Below are 15,591 nucleotides of genomic sequence, written 5' to 3' on the forward strand. Positions count from 1 at the left end.
TGCCCGGATTCAACTGGATGCAGCACTGAGGATTGACGAAAAGCCTGCGGTCAGCCCGCAGGAAGTCTAGAACTACCCCCTCGAAATGATCCACGTTGCCCTACCTCTGATGCTTACTGCCACTTGGACCTAGCCACCCTACAAGAATTCGTTTACGTCGAGCCCGTCGTCGAGACTATCAGCCCATTGGTTGAACCGCCCGTCCTCCGAACGAGGCAGCGGGTCCGCAGCCGGAGCCCGGATCAGGGTAGCCATCTGTAGGCTGCCACCAAAGGCCAAGGCGTTCTGACGAGCTAGACCAGCAATGCGCCGGACCTCCCGTTTGTCCGCCCACTCACTAGCAGACTGAATGGCCGAAAGGTCCTTCTCCGACGACAGCCGGAAGGACACCCAGGTGTTGCACTGCGAAAGCACGGTTGGAGAGATCTCCGATGGGCGCTGGGTGCTCAACCAGAGCGCCAGTCCGAACTTGCGCCCCTCTTTGGCTAGGCGCTCATATGCCAAGGCGTTGTTCACGGCCTCGTCGCCGGTTCCCATCTGGCGCAGGTAGTGGTGCGCCTCCTCCAGCACCAACAGGGTCTCCCGCTTGTTCTCTTGGCCACGGCTAAACAGCTCGAAAGCATAGAGCTCCAAAACAGCACCCAGGACAAAGGGGGTCAGGTCATGAGATACACGTCGGAGGTCAACGATGTGCACCCGCCAGTCGACCTCATCACCGCCAAATAGTCGTTCCACGACCGCCTTTGACTCGTTGCGCCAGCTGAGTGGGCCGCCGCAGCCCGCGCCTCCCGCGACGTCAACGACATCTTTGAACATGTCATCGTCAGTGAAGCGGGCAATGCGTGTGATGAGGGGAGAGATGTTGCCGTAGTTCCAGGCATTGCGCTCCAATCCTTTGTTGCTTGGCGAAATGGCGTGGCTATCTGCTATTAGCGGCCCCATCGCCTGCATGGGCGGCCATGCTGAGGCGACGGGAGCCGTTCCTGCTCTTAGGCCTTGAATAATGGCTTGAGCATCCAACACCCTGTCGCCTCTACAGTCATCAAAGAGCGAAGCCTGTGTGTCGCTCTCGAGGCCTGCACCCTTAGAAGACGCAAACCACTTAATCTTGTTCAAATGGTCCAAGGCAAAGGTCAGGGCGGGCCGTTGAGTCTTGTCACTTGGCAACAAAAGACGTTGCAGGCCAAGGCGACCCAATGCGTAGTAGGGGATGCGGTAGCTGTCCGAATCCGACCCACCGATCCGAGTGACCTTGATGACATTCGCAGGGTAGTTGCTGGCGGGGAAGGCGTCTTCGTATTCACCGTTGATATCGAAGATGACGACGCGCGCCTTAGGCATCTTCGCGATCTGCTGGAGCACCGCAGCCGTAAAGCAGCTCTTGCCTTGCCCTGAGCTGCCGAGCACCGCCACATGCCTGGACACTAAACTCTGTAGATCAATGGTCAGACGGCCGCCGCCTCGGAGGTCATCCCCCAAGTGGATGTCCGCCGGCGTGGCTGCGTCACCACCCAGGATCGATGAGAGCTCGTCGTCTGTTAGCGGGAAGGCCTCCGCACCCAGCGCCGGCGAGGAAAGCGAATCCGATACGAACGTTAGTCGTCCAGAATCGCGGCGCAGTCGACCAACCACCAAGCCCGTAAGGTGACGCAAGGGTTCGGAGGAAGCCGAAGTCCCCGAAAGTCCGACCCGATGAACCTCTTTGGGCTCAGCGAACGACAGGGATTGAACCTTCATCACCAGCAGCCGCCCACCGGATTCAATCCCTAGAAGGCTGCCAACTTCAGTGACGACCGAGACGCCATGGACGTGAGCAGCCAACTGGCCCCGATGGACATCCATCAGGTTCAGAGTGATATCCACGCCATCGATTTGGACAACATAGCCTATGGCTTGGCGGCTCCTCATGGCTCGTCGTCCTCGGTCCCATCTGGCTTCTCAGGCATCAGTCGCCTGCGCAGATCTGCCAGCTCCTGATCGTAGACCGTTGGGTCTGGAAGATCATTTGCTAAGGCGCTGGTGAAGGCCCTACTTCCCCCACCAACGATGGTCAGGCGTGGCGTCTGAAGAGCAAGGAGTCTTCGCACGGTTTGCGGAAGGTCCGTCGCTGAGGGGTCTCCCTTGAACTCAGGCAAATACACGACTACCTGGAGAGTGGGATTGAGCAGGGCAGAGCGGATGAGACGGTTGATGTGCTCGTCGCCGAAGCCATAGCCATTTATCAGCAGAGCCGTCTGCGGGCGGGCCATGAACTCCGCGAATCGTCGCAGCAGTTCGCCCATTACATAGCCGACGGTCTGAAGATACTTGGCAGCGCGGGGGAGGACCAAGTAGCTCAGCTTGTCCGCGAACCCTGTCAAGAACTCATCGATATCGCGCCAAGCTTCAGACGCCGGCACCTCATACAAGCTGTGGTCAACCTCTTTCCAGGTCAGCGAGCCGTGGAGCTTGGCCAAGTAGACGTTGTAGACGCCGAAACGGGCTTCGCCCTTGGCTTGGGCATTGCGGAACCCGAGGTCGAAGCTCTGGGGTGAGAAGCGGCGGCTGTGCACGCCCAGGAACCCATTAATGACCTGAAGGTCGACCGATTCGGCTGCCCATTCAATGGCTAAGTCGTAGTTGGTTGTGAAGATCCAAGGAGCCGGTTGACCAGGCTGACGAGCAGCAGTGAGCTTCTGAAGTATGGAGCGATGTGCTCCCAGCTCTTCGGCTAGATCAGCACCTAACGGAGACGTCCACCAATCTTCCTTCAGCTTCGCGGCACCAACTACAGATCTGAAAAGCGCTGCCCTAGCGGCTTGGGCTCGGGTGATTTCCGAGCTCTCTTGGCGCTCCCACTCAAGGATGGCTATCTCCAGCCTGTCCAGCAGCACTTCAAAGTTGGGCAAGCTGGCAGTGAGCCCTGTGATAAACGGATTTGTCGATGCCGTGGTAGCTCCCGCAGACAGAGCCGGAAGTGGCGGAAGCGGCAATCTCCGCTCATCCTCGGTGATGAACTTTTGGGACAGAAGCCATTCCGCATCGGCAGGACTGTCCCTCAGGAAGGATGTCCACAGCGTCCTCATCGTCTGCCCGCCCGCGGAGCACGATGCCCCTGCCCCCAACAGCAGGCCTACGTTCTCCAATCGCAAAAGAGATGCGAGGTAAGCCTGCAGCTCAAGCTCGTCCGTGATCGGCTTTCCGCCGCGATACGCAGTAATACCCATAAAGCCCCCTGTTTCCGTGTCGCTGCCCTCCCCTGCGCACAGGCCGGACCGCAGCGTTCAAGCGCAGCTGTAGGAAGCACCCTAGGCCCCTGCTGCCGAAACTACTTTGAAGTCTGTGACCAGCCACCCGTAGGCGTCTGATAGAGCGCCCGGCAGGGAAGCCCTATCAACACAGGCGATCTCGACTTCGGACGGAAGCATCACCGACGCGCCATCCACGTCCCAAATGATGTCGTATACCCGAAAGATGGTCATCTGCTCCCCCAGCCACGGTCTCCCCTGAACTCAAAAAGCCACTCCCCTCCTTGGAGGCGCGCCCTCGCTTTCCTAACCACACAAGAAGGAGGGAGGGCGTAAGCCCTCCCCCCATCCGTCACTTCTCTTCGAAGTGATGGTTGTTCTGACTGGGCGGGAAACGTTCGCCCTTTTCGACGCGGCGATCGCTCGAGCTGCCCGCATACGTTCCCGTTGCATCGTTGTACTGCCCATAGGTCGCAGTCTTCGGGCACTCCTGCCCGGACCAATACTTACCACCAGCCATCGCAAACTCCTTCTGTCGAATGTGGGAAAACTCGTCAGGTCCCTCCTGACGCATCGATTCTGAGATCGCCATCACAGAATGTAAAGCGTCCGATACCTAGGCACGGCGACGAACCACTGCCAGTCCTCGATAGGTGTCACCAACTGATTAACTGCACTTAACAAACTAACAAAATCTAAAGTCATTTATCTTGCGTTCATGTTGAATCGCACCCTTTGTTAGCTTATGCCGGTTAAACAGTACGGTAATGACTCCGTAAGAGGCAACAACTCATAATCTTAAGTCATTGAATTAATGGGCGTTGAAGCCAAAAGGTGGTCAGCACAAAGCGCCGCTTGAAGCGTCAAAAAAGGACATGCATCTCCGTGCCTACAGGCGTTGTGAAAAGGCTCCAAAAATCATTGACGATTTTCGTCCCTGTCGTATCCCTACTTCCATCCTTCAGATGGAAGCAACGCAGTGAACTCCCCCGCTCAGCATTACCTCAAATCGTATTTGTCGGACTCCACCGGCACGCTCACGCTCACCAATGTTCGTATCGGCCGAGTCCGCATCGGCGAGATGATTGTCAGCGGCCGTGAGGCCGCCATCCACGCACAGGAAATCATCAACGATGCGTGCGAACGCGCCAGGCGAGCACGCCTGGGCAAGAACGCAACGCGCTACCCAGAGCCGCTCCCCGTGGCCGCCCCTGCCCGTCTACTGTCGATCGAGATCCGCGACTACTTGGCTGACCGGGAGCGCATGGGCCTGACCCGCAACACCATCGAGGCCACAGCACGGTCACTGAACCTGCTCCAGATGGCCTGCGGGGATATTCCCGTGTCGCGGGTCGACCATGTGCATATCTACCGACTCTGGGAGCTGATGCGTTGGGCTCCACCGCTTCTACAGTCGGACCCGCAGTATCGGAACTACACGTATGAGCAAGCGCTGGCTCAAGGAAAGGCGCTCTGCGTGCAACCACCCGCACCGGCCACCGTAGAGAAGCACCGAAGGTTCCTGGTCACGTTCTTTGGCCGACTGGAAAAAGCAAAAGCCATTGCGGGCTCTCCCATGCACTTTTTTCCAGAGGCGAAGAAGGACCTGGTCATTGACCCCGACAAGGCAGAGCGCTTGTTTGACGAAGAAGATTTGCGTCGCATTTTCGCCCCCAACACATTCATCCCCTGGGCCATGAAAGCACCCCACCGGTGGTGGGTGCCGATGATTGGACTCTATACGGGCGCACGCATAAACGAGGTTGCTCAGCTGAAGCTCGCAGATGTCGCACAGGAGAGCGGCGTGTGGTGCATCAAGATTCAAAAGACGGTAGACGCGGACCTTAGCCACAGAGACAGGAACCGGAGCCGCCAAAGCCTAAAAGGCAAAGCAGCCGTCCGGACGATCCCCATTCCCCAACCGCTGCTCGACGCTGGGTTCCTGGCATTCGTGGAGGACATCCGAGCTTGCGGCCATCCTCGCCTCTTCCCACATTTGTCTGCCGGCGTGCGACGGGACAATGGCGACACCAACGCCCGTTACAGCCAAGGTATCCTCAATCAGTTCAGTCGATACATGAAAGACTTGGGCTTTCCTAAAGGCATCGGATTCCATGCATTCCGGCACACGATTGCCACAGAGCTGCACCATATGGGGGTGGCCGATGAGGACATTGCCCTGGTCACCGGCCACTCCATCAGCAAGCGGGTCCCAGTGCTGCACGAGGCCTACTTCCACAAGAAGCCAGCATTGGCACGAATGAAGCAGATCGCAGTCTTGGAGAAGTATCGCCCTGACGTGGTGCTTCCGGTCTACCAAGCGGGGCAGTTCAAGACGGCGCTGTCGGACCCTCGCAAGTTCTACCCCTAAGTCATCCGTAGAAGATGTGAAGTCCTTCGCGAGCCGGGGACTTCTCGCAGCTTCAACTATTGTGGTCGAACAGTCAGCACCAGTGCGGGAGGACATCCAAACCTTGCACCCCGGCACCTATTCGTCGCGCAGCCATGTCCGCTCGAACACACAAAGTCCTTTGCGAAAACTCAACCTTAAGGCAATTCTAAATGGGGACTCGTTTCGCGTCCTAGACCGTGGCTGCTTTGAGCCATGAGCTGCTGGCATTGAGCCGGGGCCGATTGACTGCGATCATCCATGCGACCGCTATAGGCTGAAGCCATGCATCCTTTCTTCAGAATCCAACCAGAAATGATCCAGCGCTTGGATGACACGACTGCCAGGCAACTGATCGGCAGGCTTTGCGAGAGAGACATAGCTCGCTCAGGGTTGCCTCCCTGTGTCTTCTACGGCGGCGACCAGAGGGCGACTGACGATGGAGTGGATGTCGAGATTACCTGCAAGCCCACGAAGCGATTGAACGAGAAGCTCACCCGCAGCGTAGCGATCGTCCAAGTTAAAGCGGAGAAGAAGCCTTTCGGGCCACAGAGAATCAAGGGCGAGATGCAGCCGAAAGGTCGCCTGCGACCGTGCATTTCTGGCCTTGCCAAGGAGCATGGCCTCTATCTTATCGTCTCAACGAAAGAGAATCCTTCATTCAAGGTCAGGACGGCTCGAGTTGAGGCCATGCGAGGTGTCCTAGCTAGCAACGGCCTATCCAAGAAGGTAGAAGTGGACTTCTACGGGGCGCAGGAGGTTGCGAGCTGGGTCGAATCGCATCCAGCTATAGCGATTTGGCTAAGAGAGGTGCTCGGTCAGCCACTGTCAGGCTGGAAGGGATATGGGCCCTGGGCATACAGGGAAACAACTCTCGACCGAGAGTTCATCTTGGACGAGGAAGGCCGAGTTTCACTTCCTGGGAGAACGGAGCTGGGGACGGTTGCGGAAGCGGTTGTAGCTATACGACGCGACCTTAGGGCTGGGAGCGCAGTCCGGCTCTTGGGCCTTTCAGGCTTGGGAAAAACGAGGCTCGCCCAAGCTCTGTTTGACCCTCGGATTGAGCCGCATGAGCCAGCCCTGTCGCCCAACAGTGCGATCTATACCGATATCGGTGACCGACCCTCACCCTCGCCTGAAGAGATGCTGGGAGCGATTTCCCTGTCAGCAGGCCCAACAGTCCTGGTCGTCGATAACTGCGGACAGGACACCCACAACGCTCTAGTGGAGGCTTGCATCAAGGCATCCATCAGCCTGGGCCTCCTTACCATTGAATATGACGTCAGAGACAAGCTAGCCCCATCGACTCGGGCCTACGAGCTGGAAGGTGCATCTGACGCGACCATAGATGAGATCCTTCGGGAACGTTATAAGCATCTGAGCTACCCCGACCGCGACGTGATTGTTCGAGCAAGTGATGGTAACGCCCGCCTTGCCATGGCTATTGCCGAGACGGCTCCTCAATCTGGCCAGCTCTCATCTCTTGAAGATGGCGAACTATTCCGCCGTTTGTTTCATCAACGGGCTGACACAGGCGACGAGTTGCTGCGCTGCGCGCGTGCTGCCAGCTTGCTCTACTCCTTCAACGGAGAGGACATGGAGGAAGGCTCAGAACTCAGGGTGCTCTCCGAACTCGCAGAAGTCTCGCCCAGCACCTTCTATCGCCAAATGGCTGACCTCAAACGAAGAGGGCTCTTACAGTCGCGAGGAAAGATGCGCGCGATTCTGCCCCAAGCGATCGCAAACTATCTGGCCAATGAGTGTCTTCAAGAAATCAGTCCATCAAAGGTGACATACAGCCTTTTTGACAACGCCACATCGCGCGTCAAGGCTTCTTTTGGCAATCGCCTAAGCAACCTAGGTAACTCTAGCGTTGGCAGTCAGGTAGTCACGTCTTGGCTATCGAAAGGCGGTGCTCTTTCAAAGATAGCGTCTCTTAACAACGAGGAGATGCTCACGTTCAAAAGGGTTGCGCCAATAAACCCCTCCATGGCACTCGCTGCAGTCGAAGACTTCTTGCACGATGGCGAGCTAGGAATTCGCCTGGCACATGAGATTCCGGATCTCTCTAGCTTGGTGAACGCCATCGCATACGATCCAAATCTTTTCAGCCGGTCCGTATCCGCATTGCAAGCGCTGGTGGGGCTGGATCAGTCCACAAAGGGCGACAACAATGGCACCAGAAAGAACCTAACCACCCTGTTCCAAGTTGTGCACTCGGGGACACACGCCCCCATTGGGATGCGCACTAGCGCGATCCGGGAGATGCTTAGTTCACATGATGAACATGTATTTGATATAGGACTGCATTGCCTTGATGCTTCGCTCCAGACACTTGGGCTGTCTAGTTCGGGTAACCATCGATTCGGAGCTCGCAGTCGAGACTACGGCTGGAGGCCACAATCGTTGGACGATCAGCAGCTCTGGTTCGCCGAGTTCTTGGCGGTTGCGGGCGATTTCGCCTCCTCCGCAAACGAGCGCGGGGCGCTTGTCCGCTCTACGATTGGAAAGCGCGCCAAGGACCTTCTGCACTTGGACGACAAGACTATCGATTCGCTCGTTCAGCTCACGCCTGTCTTCCAGACGGAGGATGGCTGGCCGGAGGCTTGGACTGCGGCAAAGCTGTTGCTACGCCGAACAAATATTAGTGAAGACCTGCGCCGACGGGTCGCCACGTTTGCCCAGACGGTTGCCCCTCGCGGGCTGCGCCAACGTGTGGTGGCAAAACTTCACTCCCGAGAGCTCTTTGACGATGAAGATTTTGAGGTAGATCAATACGTCGAGCGGGAGCAGGAATCCCAGTTGGAAGCAGTATCTGTTGGCAGAGAACTCGGGAAGGATAAAGCGCTACTTATGGAGATGCTTCCTCGGCTTATGGACCGAGGCTCCCGCGGAATGCCTTTCTCCCTCGGCCAAGGTGTCGCGGCCGCAACTGAGGATTTCCCTTCCCTTCTTAGCGCCATCGGCAGGATTTTAGGCGACACCGATGAGTCGCTCTTGAGCACGCTTTTTCTGCGGGGCGTAATGTCTGGCTGGTCGGAGCGCGACCTGAACCAGACAAACGCGTTCTTAGACAACTCTATACACAGCAATATCTGGGCTCGCTGGTATTCGGAACTCCAGTTGGCAGTCGTCTTTGATGACCGCGCCTTAGTGCGCACTATAGCGGCGATTGAACACGGGGCGGCTCCTGTTGAAGATTTCACTTGGCTTAGCATGGGACGCACGCTGGCACCGCACCGGGTCGTTGAGTTTGGAAGGCTTATTGACGCCCTTGCGACAAGAGGGATAAGTGGCATTCACACTGCACTCGACACCCTGCATATGCAAGTCTACAGCTCTAAGGAGTTGGCGAACTCTGAGCAGACCGAACTTGGGGCTTATTGCCTAAGCTTCTTGTTGCGCTACGACTGGACTGAGTTGAAGGTCGACCAAACCATGGTCGAACATGATTTGGAAGAGGTCTTCGCTTACACCGCAAGGCATGCAAGTGGATTCGATTCGCTCAAAGCGCTGATAGATAAGGTCATCAAGCACCGCAGTGGAGGCAGTCGCTTCGCCCGGACCTCCAAGGGACGCTTGATCGGTCCCGCCCTGACCAGGTATCCAAGTGAGTGCCTGACTTATTTAATCAGCCACCCACTGTTGAGCCAACCTGAGGATGCTGCCGAACTACTCTTGCTCGAGAGTCCTAACGTAGATCGGGGATTGAGCGGCAACGTTTCCGACGAAGCTCTTCTGAGCTGGGTCATGGAGGATCCAGAGCTGAGGGCTAGTTTTGCGGTGAGAATCTGCCGACTGGAGGCTTCCTCGCCCCAAGAGGTAGAAGGCGAAGCTACCTTCGCATTGGCACGCAGGCTCTATGAACTAGCCACAGACAAAGCCGAAGTGATCGCCATCCTTGGCAGCCGCTTGGTCAGCAGCTCGTTTTCCAGCCGGGAGATTCCATACATGAATTCCGGCATCAACGTTATAGATGCATTGCCCGCTCCCTCCACGCACAAGGAAGCTGAGGAGAGGAGGCGGATTCGAGAAGAACTCTCCAGCCGCATCGAGTGGATGATCGAACTGGGTAGACCCAGCAGGAGGGAGCCTGAAGGGTTCGAGTAGAACCTCCGTTGAGCGGCTGTAGATCGCGGCCGTCCTTAACTAGGTGGATTGACCAGAAAGAGGCAAGCAGCGTCTATGCCGACTGACGTAAATAGCTCTGGGGTCCGCTCCTCAGGGATACCTTCAAGCATCAGGGCCGCTTTGGCTTGGTCGAATGCCTTTGCCACCGAATGCCCGAACCCTATCGCTGAGTAGAACTGAGCAGCAAAGACTCTTGCGGCTTGGTCTCCAATAGACGTGTTCATCCCGATAGCGCAAGGCACATGGGAAACAATGGCCTCGGCTTGGCCATTCGAGAAACATGTGTTGAAGAAGACCAGCTGGATGTCTCCGGAAGCGGCCATCATTGTCTGGACCAAGGCCTCCTTGCTCACCAGCTTGGCTCGACCTTCGCTGTCCTGAAATACAATCTCGTCCTCTTCCGAGCCGTGCCCGCTGAAGTGCACGACCCCCGGTCTGCATTCGTTGATGGCCTGAAGCACATCTAGAGGCTGAACCGCCCACCTAGACTCAAGCCGCACTGCGTCACGATGCTCCGATCTTCGCACCATTTCCAAGATGGAGCGGGCCTCCTCGTCCAGCCGGAGTGATTTCTGATCGATTGGATTAGACGCGAGGAAGAGCACCGTCAGATATTCGGGAAGTTCCTGCAAGCGCTGCAAGGTGGCGGCCGTACTTCGATGAAGTTGGTCGTGACGGCTGAGGCGGCCCTGGAGGCGTGAAAGCTCTGCTACTTGGGACGCGTGCTCGCGCTTCTGAATGGAGGACCGCTTCTGCTCTTCTTGCCGCTGCGCAGCACCAAGCTGTCGGTTCGCCTCACCCAATCTTACCTGCTCACGCGCAATCTTGGCCTCCAAGTCCGCGACCTTCCTGTCAAAAGCAACGGCGCTCACTTCAGACCGCTGCGCGTCTTTCAGCTTCGTCATCCTAGTCGACAAAGAGGTCGCTCGACTCGCCGCCGCTGAGGCCTCCAGCGCCTTCTTCCGCTCGGCAGCCGCTTTGGCTCCCTCCCGTGACTTTTCCGTTTGGAGCCTTGCTATCACTTTGTGATGCGCTTCCACTGCACGCCGCCGCTGTTCAACAGACATTACCCGGTCCTCGGTAGAGTCATTGCCGTGGTGCGACTACCAATACGCCCCTGCAAGGCTGATTCTCCCAGCTCCCAGTATCAGGGCATGAGATTGGCGTTGTAGGACTTAGCGGTCGGTAGCCTCGACCATGTCTCGCAGTCGTTTCAGCGCTTCCTTCTGCTTAGCAACCGGCAGTTTTGACACCAGCAAAATCACTTCAGCCAATGTGTCCGAAGTTGCATGAAAGTAGGCCACGGGCAGTCCAAGCGCCTTCGCTAGCGCCTGAGAGGTTGCCGGGTCGGGGTCGTGTTGGCCCGTCTCGTATCGGCTCACCCGGGTCGCCCCCGAGACTGAGTCCACCATCCCGATACGCTCAGCCAGCTGTGCCTGTGTCCAGCGCTTGGCCAGCCGCGCACTTCGCAGGCGCTTGCCATAGACCGTCGTGGGCGTTTTGGGCTGCATCCGGATTCTTGCACCAAAGCTGAACTCCTCCCAAGTCTGACTGTTGGAACCGGTTTGCACATCTGCGATTATCGTAAATGCCGCCGGCTTGGCGGTCTACAGGGGCAGCAAATGAAGAACACCACAAGGATGGCCGCCGCCTTGGCGGCAGCGCTGTTGCTGAGTGTCCAAGGGACTTACGCCCAGGAGGCCGCCCAGCCCGGCCCGGAGTCAGGGAAGCCCGGCTTCTTCCGGCAGCTGGGGAAGAGCCTGAAGGATGCCGGCGGCCAGATGATTGGGATGAAGCCCACAGGGGCCAGCGGAACTCAGTCTGCCGGCAATGCAGCGATCTACACCCCGGTCAGCGGGGCCGGAAAGATCCAGGGGCTGTTCAAATCCGATAACCACCAGCTCGCACAACAAGGCCGGCTGGACTGGCCCCGCGTGGCGTTGACGTTCCAGGAATGGGGGGCGTCCCTGCCTTGCTGGACCGTCGAGGCAAAAATCTGGACCAGCGCCACCTCGTCTACGACGGAGGTCTTCCAGACGTGCGCCAATGCAGCCCTGACGGAGACCGACGACTTGGGCGACACCGCCGAGCTCAACAGCGCCGCGCTGTGGAAAGGCAGGGATACCTTGATGGGCGTTCGGGTGCCTGCCGCCAAGCCCAACACCGGGGCCAGCCGGTCCACAGGCCCCAACCCGGCTAGCCAGCCGTTCGTGGTCAACGTGTCTCGCCCCGGCGTGTCCGACAAGGCCGTCGACGTGGCCCTGAGGGTGGCGTGGGTCTCTGCCTTCATCCAAACCGCCGACCTGCACCCGGGCGCGTCGGGGATGCTGACTCCGTTCAAGGACAGCCGGATGTGGATCGCGGGGTTCAAGCCGGAAGGCAATCGAGACCGGTAAGCCCCCTCTTTCTCTACCCGTCCGGGGCGGCCTACCGCCGCCCCATCATCACCCTCAAGGATTGACCCATGAACGCAAGGTTTCCCCTGGCCGGCTTGGCCATTGCACTTACCCTCACTGCTTGCGGTGGCCCGCCGTCTACTAACGATGCCGAAAGGGCACTCGCCACCCTTCTGGAGGAAAGCGGGGCTGGACGGGTTGGCGACATCCGCGACTTCGAACTGACCGGATGCGTCGAGGCCCAAGACGTGGAGGGCTACCGCTGCGACACCAAGGGCAAAGTCTCCATCGATATCGGCGGCCGCCAGGTGCCCATTCCGGTCAGCAAGAACCTTAGGTATGCGAAGGAGTCAGGGAGCTGGAGGGCCTACGCCAAATGAGCGTGCCCCCTCCCCTGCTTGACCAGCCGGTGCCCGCCCGCCGCAATCTCATGACGCCACGGGACCGATTTTTCTGGTGGTATTCGGGTGCCCTGCTCCTCACTGGACCTTTCGGGTTCGTCGTTGGGCCGCTCATGGCCCGACGCGCAAGCCGGAAGGCGGCTCGGCTCTATCCCGCAGAAGCCCGCGTGGCCCAGGCGAGGGATTCGGGTTTCTCATGGTGGCAGTGGTGGGTCATGACCGTCCTGACCCTGATGGGCGCATTGGGGGCCTTTGCTGTCCTGAGCGGGCTGCCGATGTTTCTCTTCGTCATGTATGCCCAACTGATCCAATAGACCGCGCTACTGCTTGACCAGCCAAAGCCTCCGTCAGGCAGGACGATCTGCATTTCCTGACTCAGCTTGCTCTGCCTGAAATCGCCCGGCTTCATCAAGGGGCCGTTGGCGGCCCGGTGCGCCCGCCTAAAGCAGCGCGCCGTCACTCGCAGGCCCCTTCCCTTGCTCAGCAAATCAATCAACGATTTGCCGCTGCGCAATGGTGGGCAATGACTCAGCAGGCCCTAACCATGGACTTGGCCTCTATCACCTACTGAAGTGCCTCCCAACGGCCTTACTCCTGATGTGGGACCAGTTGTCCAGCTAAGCAGCCCCGAGTTAGCTGGTATCCCCCTTTGCTTCCGGGAACCAGCGGGCAATCCGGAAGTCGCTCTTCAAAGGGTTCAAGCCCCCCTCCGAAGAAGGCCTCCAATAAACGAAAGGATTCCGGGCTTGACCGATGCGTCAGGATGCGTCAGGATGCACCAAGTTGCCGCGCCGGACCACATATGACTTTCGATTTCAGTTCTGACGATGTGCTACTCGACATTGATGCAGTGTGCAGAAAATTGTCGATTTCTCGCTCATCTTTTGAACGATTACGAAAATCCAATCCGTTGCTACAACTTCGATCATCACCGCTAGGTTTAGGTGGTTCAGGTGATGATTTCGCAGGCATGCCGCCATTTCCTGAGCCGACAATCATGCTGGGTCGCAGCCCTCGCTGGTCGGCGAAAGTTCTAAACTCATGGATCAACGGCGAGCGTCTTGGGCGATAAGTTAGGTTAAGTGTGAAGCTACCAACTTACTGAGAAGAATATGAGCAGAAATCCTGAAATCCACGTATTCACCACTGAATCTCTCCATAAACGTGACATGGAGATTGCTTCGAAGATTCATCAGATGAGCGTTCTTAGCACTACGCGCAAGTTAAATCGAATGACACCCGGACAGGTGCTGCGCGCGTCCCGCGATGGGGCAAAGGACCTCTATTGGCCGACGGAGAAGCTGAAACGAGCTCTCGACAGCATCTAGCACCACAAGAAGAATCCCCGGCATTCGCTGGGGATTCTTCTTTGCGCGGACGGAGTCTGGCCTCTAGCCGAGCTGATTGGGCGTTGCTTACCTTTACTTCATCCGCTTCAGCTTGTTTTCAAACTGCCCGGGCTGATAGCAGGGCAGATCAGCGAGCACACTCAGTTTCGCCAACGTTGCAACTCGGTCCGGCAGACTCCTTCGGTCGATGTAGAACTTCTCCAGGACGGTCTGGCCAGTGCCATGGCCCGTAAGCGCTCCAATGGCTGACGCCGACACCCCTGCCTCGTCGAGCTTTGAAGCGATGGTGTGGCGGAACCCGTGGAAGCCCTGTCCCTTCTCAGACACACCTTGCCGCTTGATGTAGACGGAGAACTGACGGCTCAGCTGACGCCCGTAGCCCAGCCCTGTCGAGTTGGGAAGGTCTGGGAACAAACGTTCGACCCCGGCTTGCCGGGCCTCTTCCACGTAGTCCAAGAACCCGCAGTCAATCACCGGCTGGGCCAGCGGGATGAACCGTCGGCTGTGCTTGTTTTTGATGCTCTGCTTCTTCCCAACTTTGCGAACGAAGAAGCCGGGCACGCCATCGATGGTGTCGATGTCCTCCAACCGAAGCTGCGCGATCTCGTTGACGCGCGCCCCTGAATAAAGTCCGAGGATGGGCCCGAACCAGCGATGCGGATATTTCGAAGCCCACTTCGGGAACTCAACCGGGTCAAAGATCGCCTTCAGCTCGGTATCGGTGAAAGGTGAGCCAGTGTCTTCCGAGTCCGGCGTGGAAATCGCACGGATGCCTGCGAGCGGATTCACTGCCAGATGTTTGCCGTCGACCAAGGACACCAGAAAGACGCTCAAGCGCTGACGGTGCTTGGCCATCGTCCAAGCGGCCGGCTCCGGCTCTTGGTTCCTTTTCGCCAGCTTGATGACCTCAGGCACCGACAGGTCGCGGTAGGTCGGCCGCTTGGTCGCATTGGACGGCCAATAACGCACGCCATCGAAGAAGGCCCGGACGTGGTCTTGGGTCAGCGAGGCCACCGGCACGTCTTCGCCGATGATCCCAGCGAACAGACGCAGGGTATGACGGCTTTCCAGCACGGTCTTCTGATGCAGGCGGGCCCCAGCCAGGTCGCTCAAGTGATCAACCATCGCCTTCGACAGCATCAAAGCGTTGGGAGCGTGACTGGTGATGCTTTGGCTGGCGCTACGGATCTGGTCGCGCCGCTTGGCCACCCGCGCAGACGTAACTTCACTCGGCTCCCCTTGCCGGGAACGGTCCATCAGGTCGGCGAACATTGCCGCATCCGCTGGCGTGTCCAACTGAGCCCGGGCGATACGCGTGCCATCTGGCAGCGTCACGTCACTGAGAATCAGCTCTTTGATCGCTCCGCTGCGAACCTTCTTCAGCAGTTCTTCCAGATCCACGGTCATCCCTTTCCGCATGGCATCGAATGCAATCGATAGTGCCATCCCCATCGTGGCTGCCGCCAGCCTGGCGTGGTCCCCACGACAGCTTCCCAACGAGCGGACAATGTAACGCGAGCCAATCAGGGCTCGCAGATCTGTAGGGACAAAGAAGCGCGCATACAGACCCGCTGAGCGCGAAATCATCAAGGGCTTTGGCAAGATTGATACCTCGATTGATACCTCAAGGGGCATCGCTCGGAATCATCAATCGGCCTAAAATTTCAACCCATTCAATCAGTTGTGAACTGAGAGGTT

At 58.0% G+C, this 15,591-nt stretch carries 12 protein-coding genes; 6 read left to right on the forward strand and 6 right to left on the reverse strand.

The window, feature by feature from the left end; all coding sequences use genetic code 11:
• Positions 1-138: 138 nt before the first annotated feature.
• The 3 genes from herA to AC5P7I_RS01635 all read right to left on the reverse strand — a co-directional run bounded on the left by herA (position 139) and on the right by AC5P7I_RS01635 (position 3,819).
• Entirely contained in the window at positions 139-1,908 is a 1,770-nt protein-coding gene (gene herA / locus AC5P7I_RS01625; RefSeq protein WP_321212202.1) for an anti-phage-associated helicase HerA, read from the reverse strand.
• Entirely contained in the window at positions 1,905-3,206 is a 1,302-nt protein-coding gene (locus tag AC5P7I_RS01630) for an SIR2 family anti-phage-associated protein (protein ID WP_164207804.1), read from the reverse strand. The genes herA and AC5P7I_RS01630 overlap by 4 nt, the downstream gene beginning before the upstream one ends.
• A gap of 373 nt (positions 3,207-3,579) precedes the next feature.
• Positions 3,580-3,819, reverse strand: coding sequence for a hypothetical protein (locus AC5P7I_RS01635; protein ID WP_164207768.1), 240 nt, complete (start codon positions 3,817-3,819; stop codon positions 3,580-3,582).
• A 387-nt stretch (positions 3,820-4,206) separates the two neighbouring features.
• Between AC5P7I_RS01635 and AC5P7I_RS01640 the strand changes: the two genes are divergently transcribed.
• On the forward strand, positions 4,207-5,598 hold the full coding sequence (locus AC5P7I_RS01640; protein WP_262088084.1) for a site-specific integrase: 1,392 nt from the start codon (positions 4,207-4,209) through the stop codon (positions 5,596-5,598).
• Positions 5,599-5,943: 345 nt separating this feature from the next.
• Positions 5,944-9,726 carry a hypothetical protein gene (locus AC5P7I_RS01645; protein WP_262088085.1) on the forward strand — a complete coding sequence of 1,261 codons (3,783 nt, stop codon included), beginning with the start codon at positions 5,944-5,946 and terminating at the stop codon, positions 9,724-9,726.
• 35 nt (positions 9,727-9,761) lie between these two features.
• Here AC5P7I_RS01645 and AC5P7I_RS01650 read toward each other — a convergent pair whose 3' ends face one another.
• Positions 9,762-10,814 carry a CHAT domain-containing protein gene (locus AC5P7I_RS01650; protein WP_262088086.1) on the reverse strand — a complete coding sequence of 351 codons (1,053 nt, stop codon included), beginning with the start codon at positions 10,812-10,814 and terminating at the stop codon, positions 9,762-9,764.
• Positions 10,815-10,922: 108 nt separating this feature from the next.
• Positions 10,923-11,258 (reverse strand): helix-turn-helix domain-containing protein, encoded by a 336-nt coding sequence (locus AC5P7I_RS01655; RefSeq protein ID WP_099475619.1) that lies wholly within the window; start codon positions 11,256-11,258, stop codon positions 10,923-10,925.
• Positions 11,259-11,369: 111 nt separating this feature from the next.
• Here AC5P7I_RS01655 and AC5P7I_RS01660 point away from each other — a divergent pair, with 111 nt between their 5' ends.
• From AC5P7I_RS01660 to AC5P7I_RS01675, 4 genes are all read left to right on the forward strand, one after another.
• Positions 11,370-12,143, forward strand: a complete 774-nt coding sequence (locus AC5P7I_RS01660) for a hypothetical protein (protein ID WP_262088088.1) — start codon at positions 11,370-11,372, stop codon at positions 12,141-12,143.
• A 68-nt stretch (positions 12,144-12,211) separates the two neighbouring features.
• Positions 12,212-12,523 carry a hypothetical protein gene (locus AC5P7I_RS01665; RefSeq protein WP_088429177.1) on the forward strand — a complete coding sequence of 104 codons (312 nt, stop codon included), beginning with the start codon at positions 12,212-12,214 and terminating at the stop codon, positions 12,521-12,523.
• Positions 12,520-12,858, forward strand: coding sequence for a hypothetical protein (locus tag AC5P7I_RS01670; RefSeq protein ID WP_262088089.1), 339 nt, complete (start codon positions 12,520-12,522; stop codon positions 12,856-12,858). The genes AC5P7I_RS01665 and AC5P7I_RS01670 overlap by 4 nt, the downstream gene beginning before the upstream one ends.
• A gap of 488 nt (positions 12,859-13,346) precedes the next feature.
• A complete protein-coding gene (locus tag AC5P7I_RS01675; RefSeq protein ID WP_262088090.1) occupies positions 13,347-13,616 on the forward strand; it encodes a hypothetical protein in 270 nt (89 codons plus the stop codon).
• A 349-nt stretch (positions 13,617-13,965) separates the two neighbouring features.
• On the opposite strand, the gene AC5P7I_RS01680 is transcribed toward AC5P7I_RS01675, so the two are convergent.
• Positions 13,966-15,528 (reverse strand): tyrosine-type recombinase/integrase, encoded by a 1,563-nt coding sequence (locus AC5P7I_RS01680; RefSeq protein ID WP_262088091.1) that lies wholly within the window; start codon positions 15,526-15,528, stop codon positions 13,966-13,968.
• Positions 15,529-15,591: the final 63 nt, after the last annotated feature.

This window comes from Stenotrophomonas sp. YJH_SMC_138 (genome assembly GCF_059369855.1).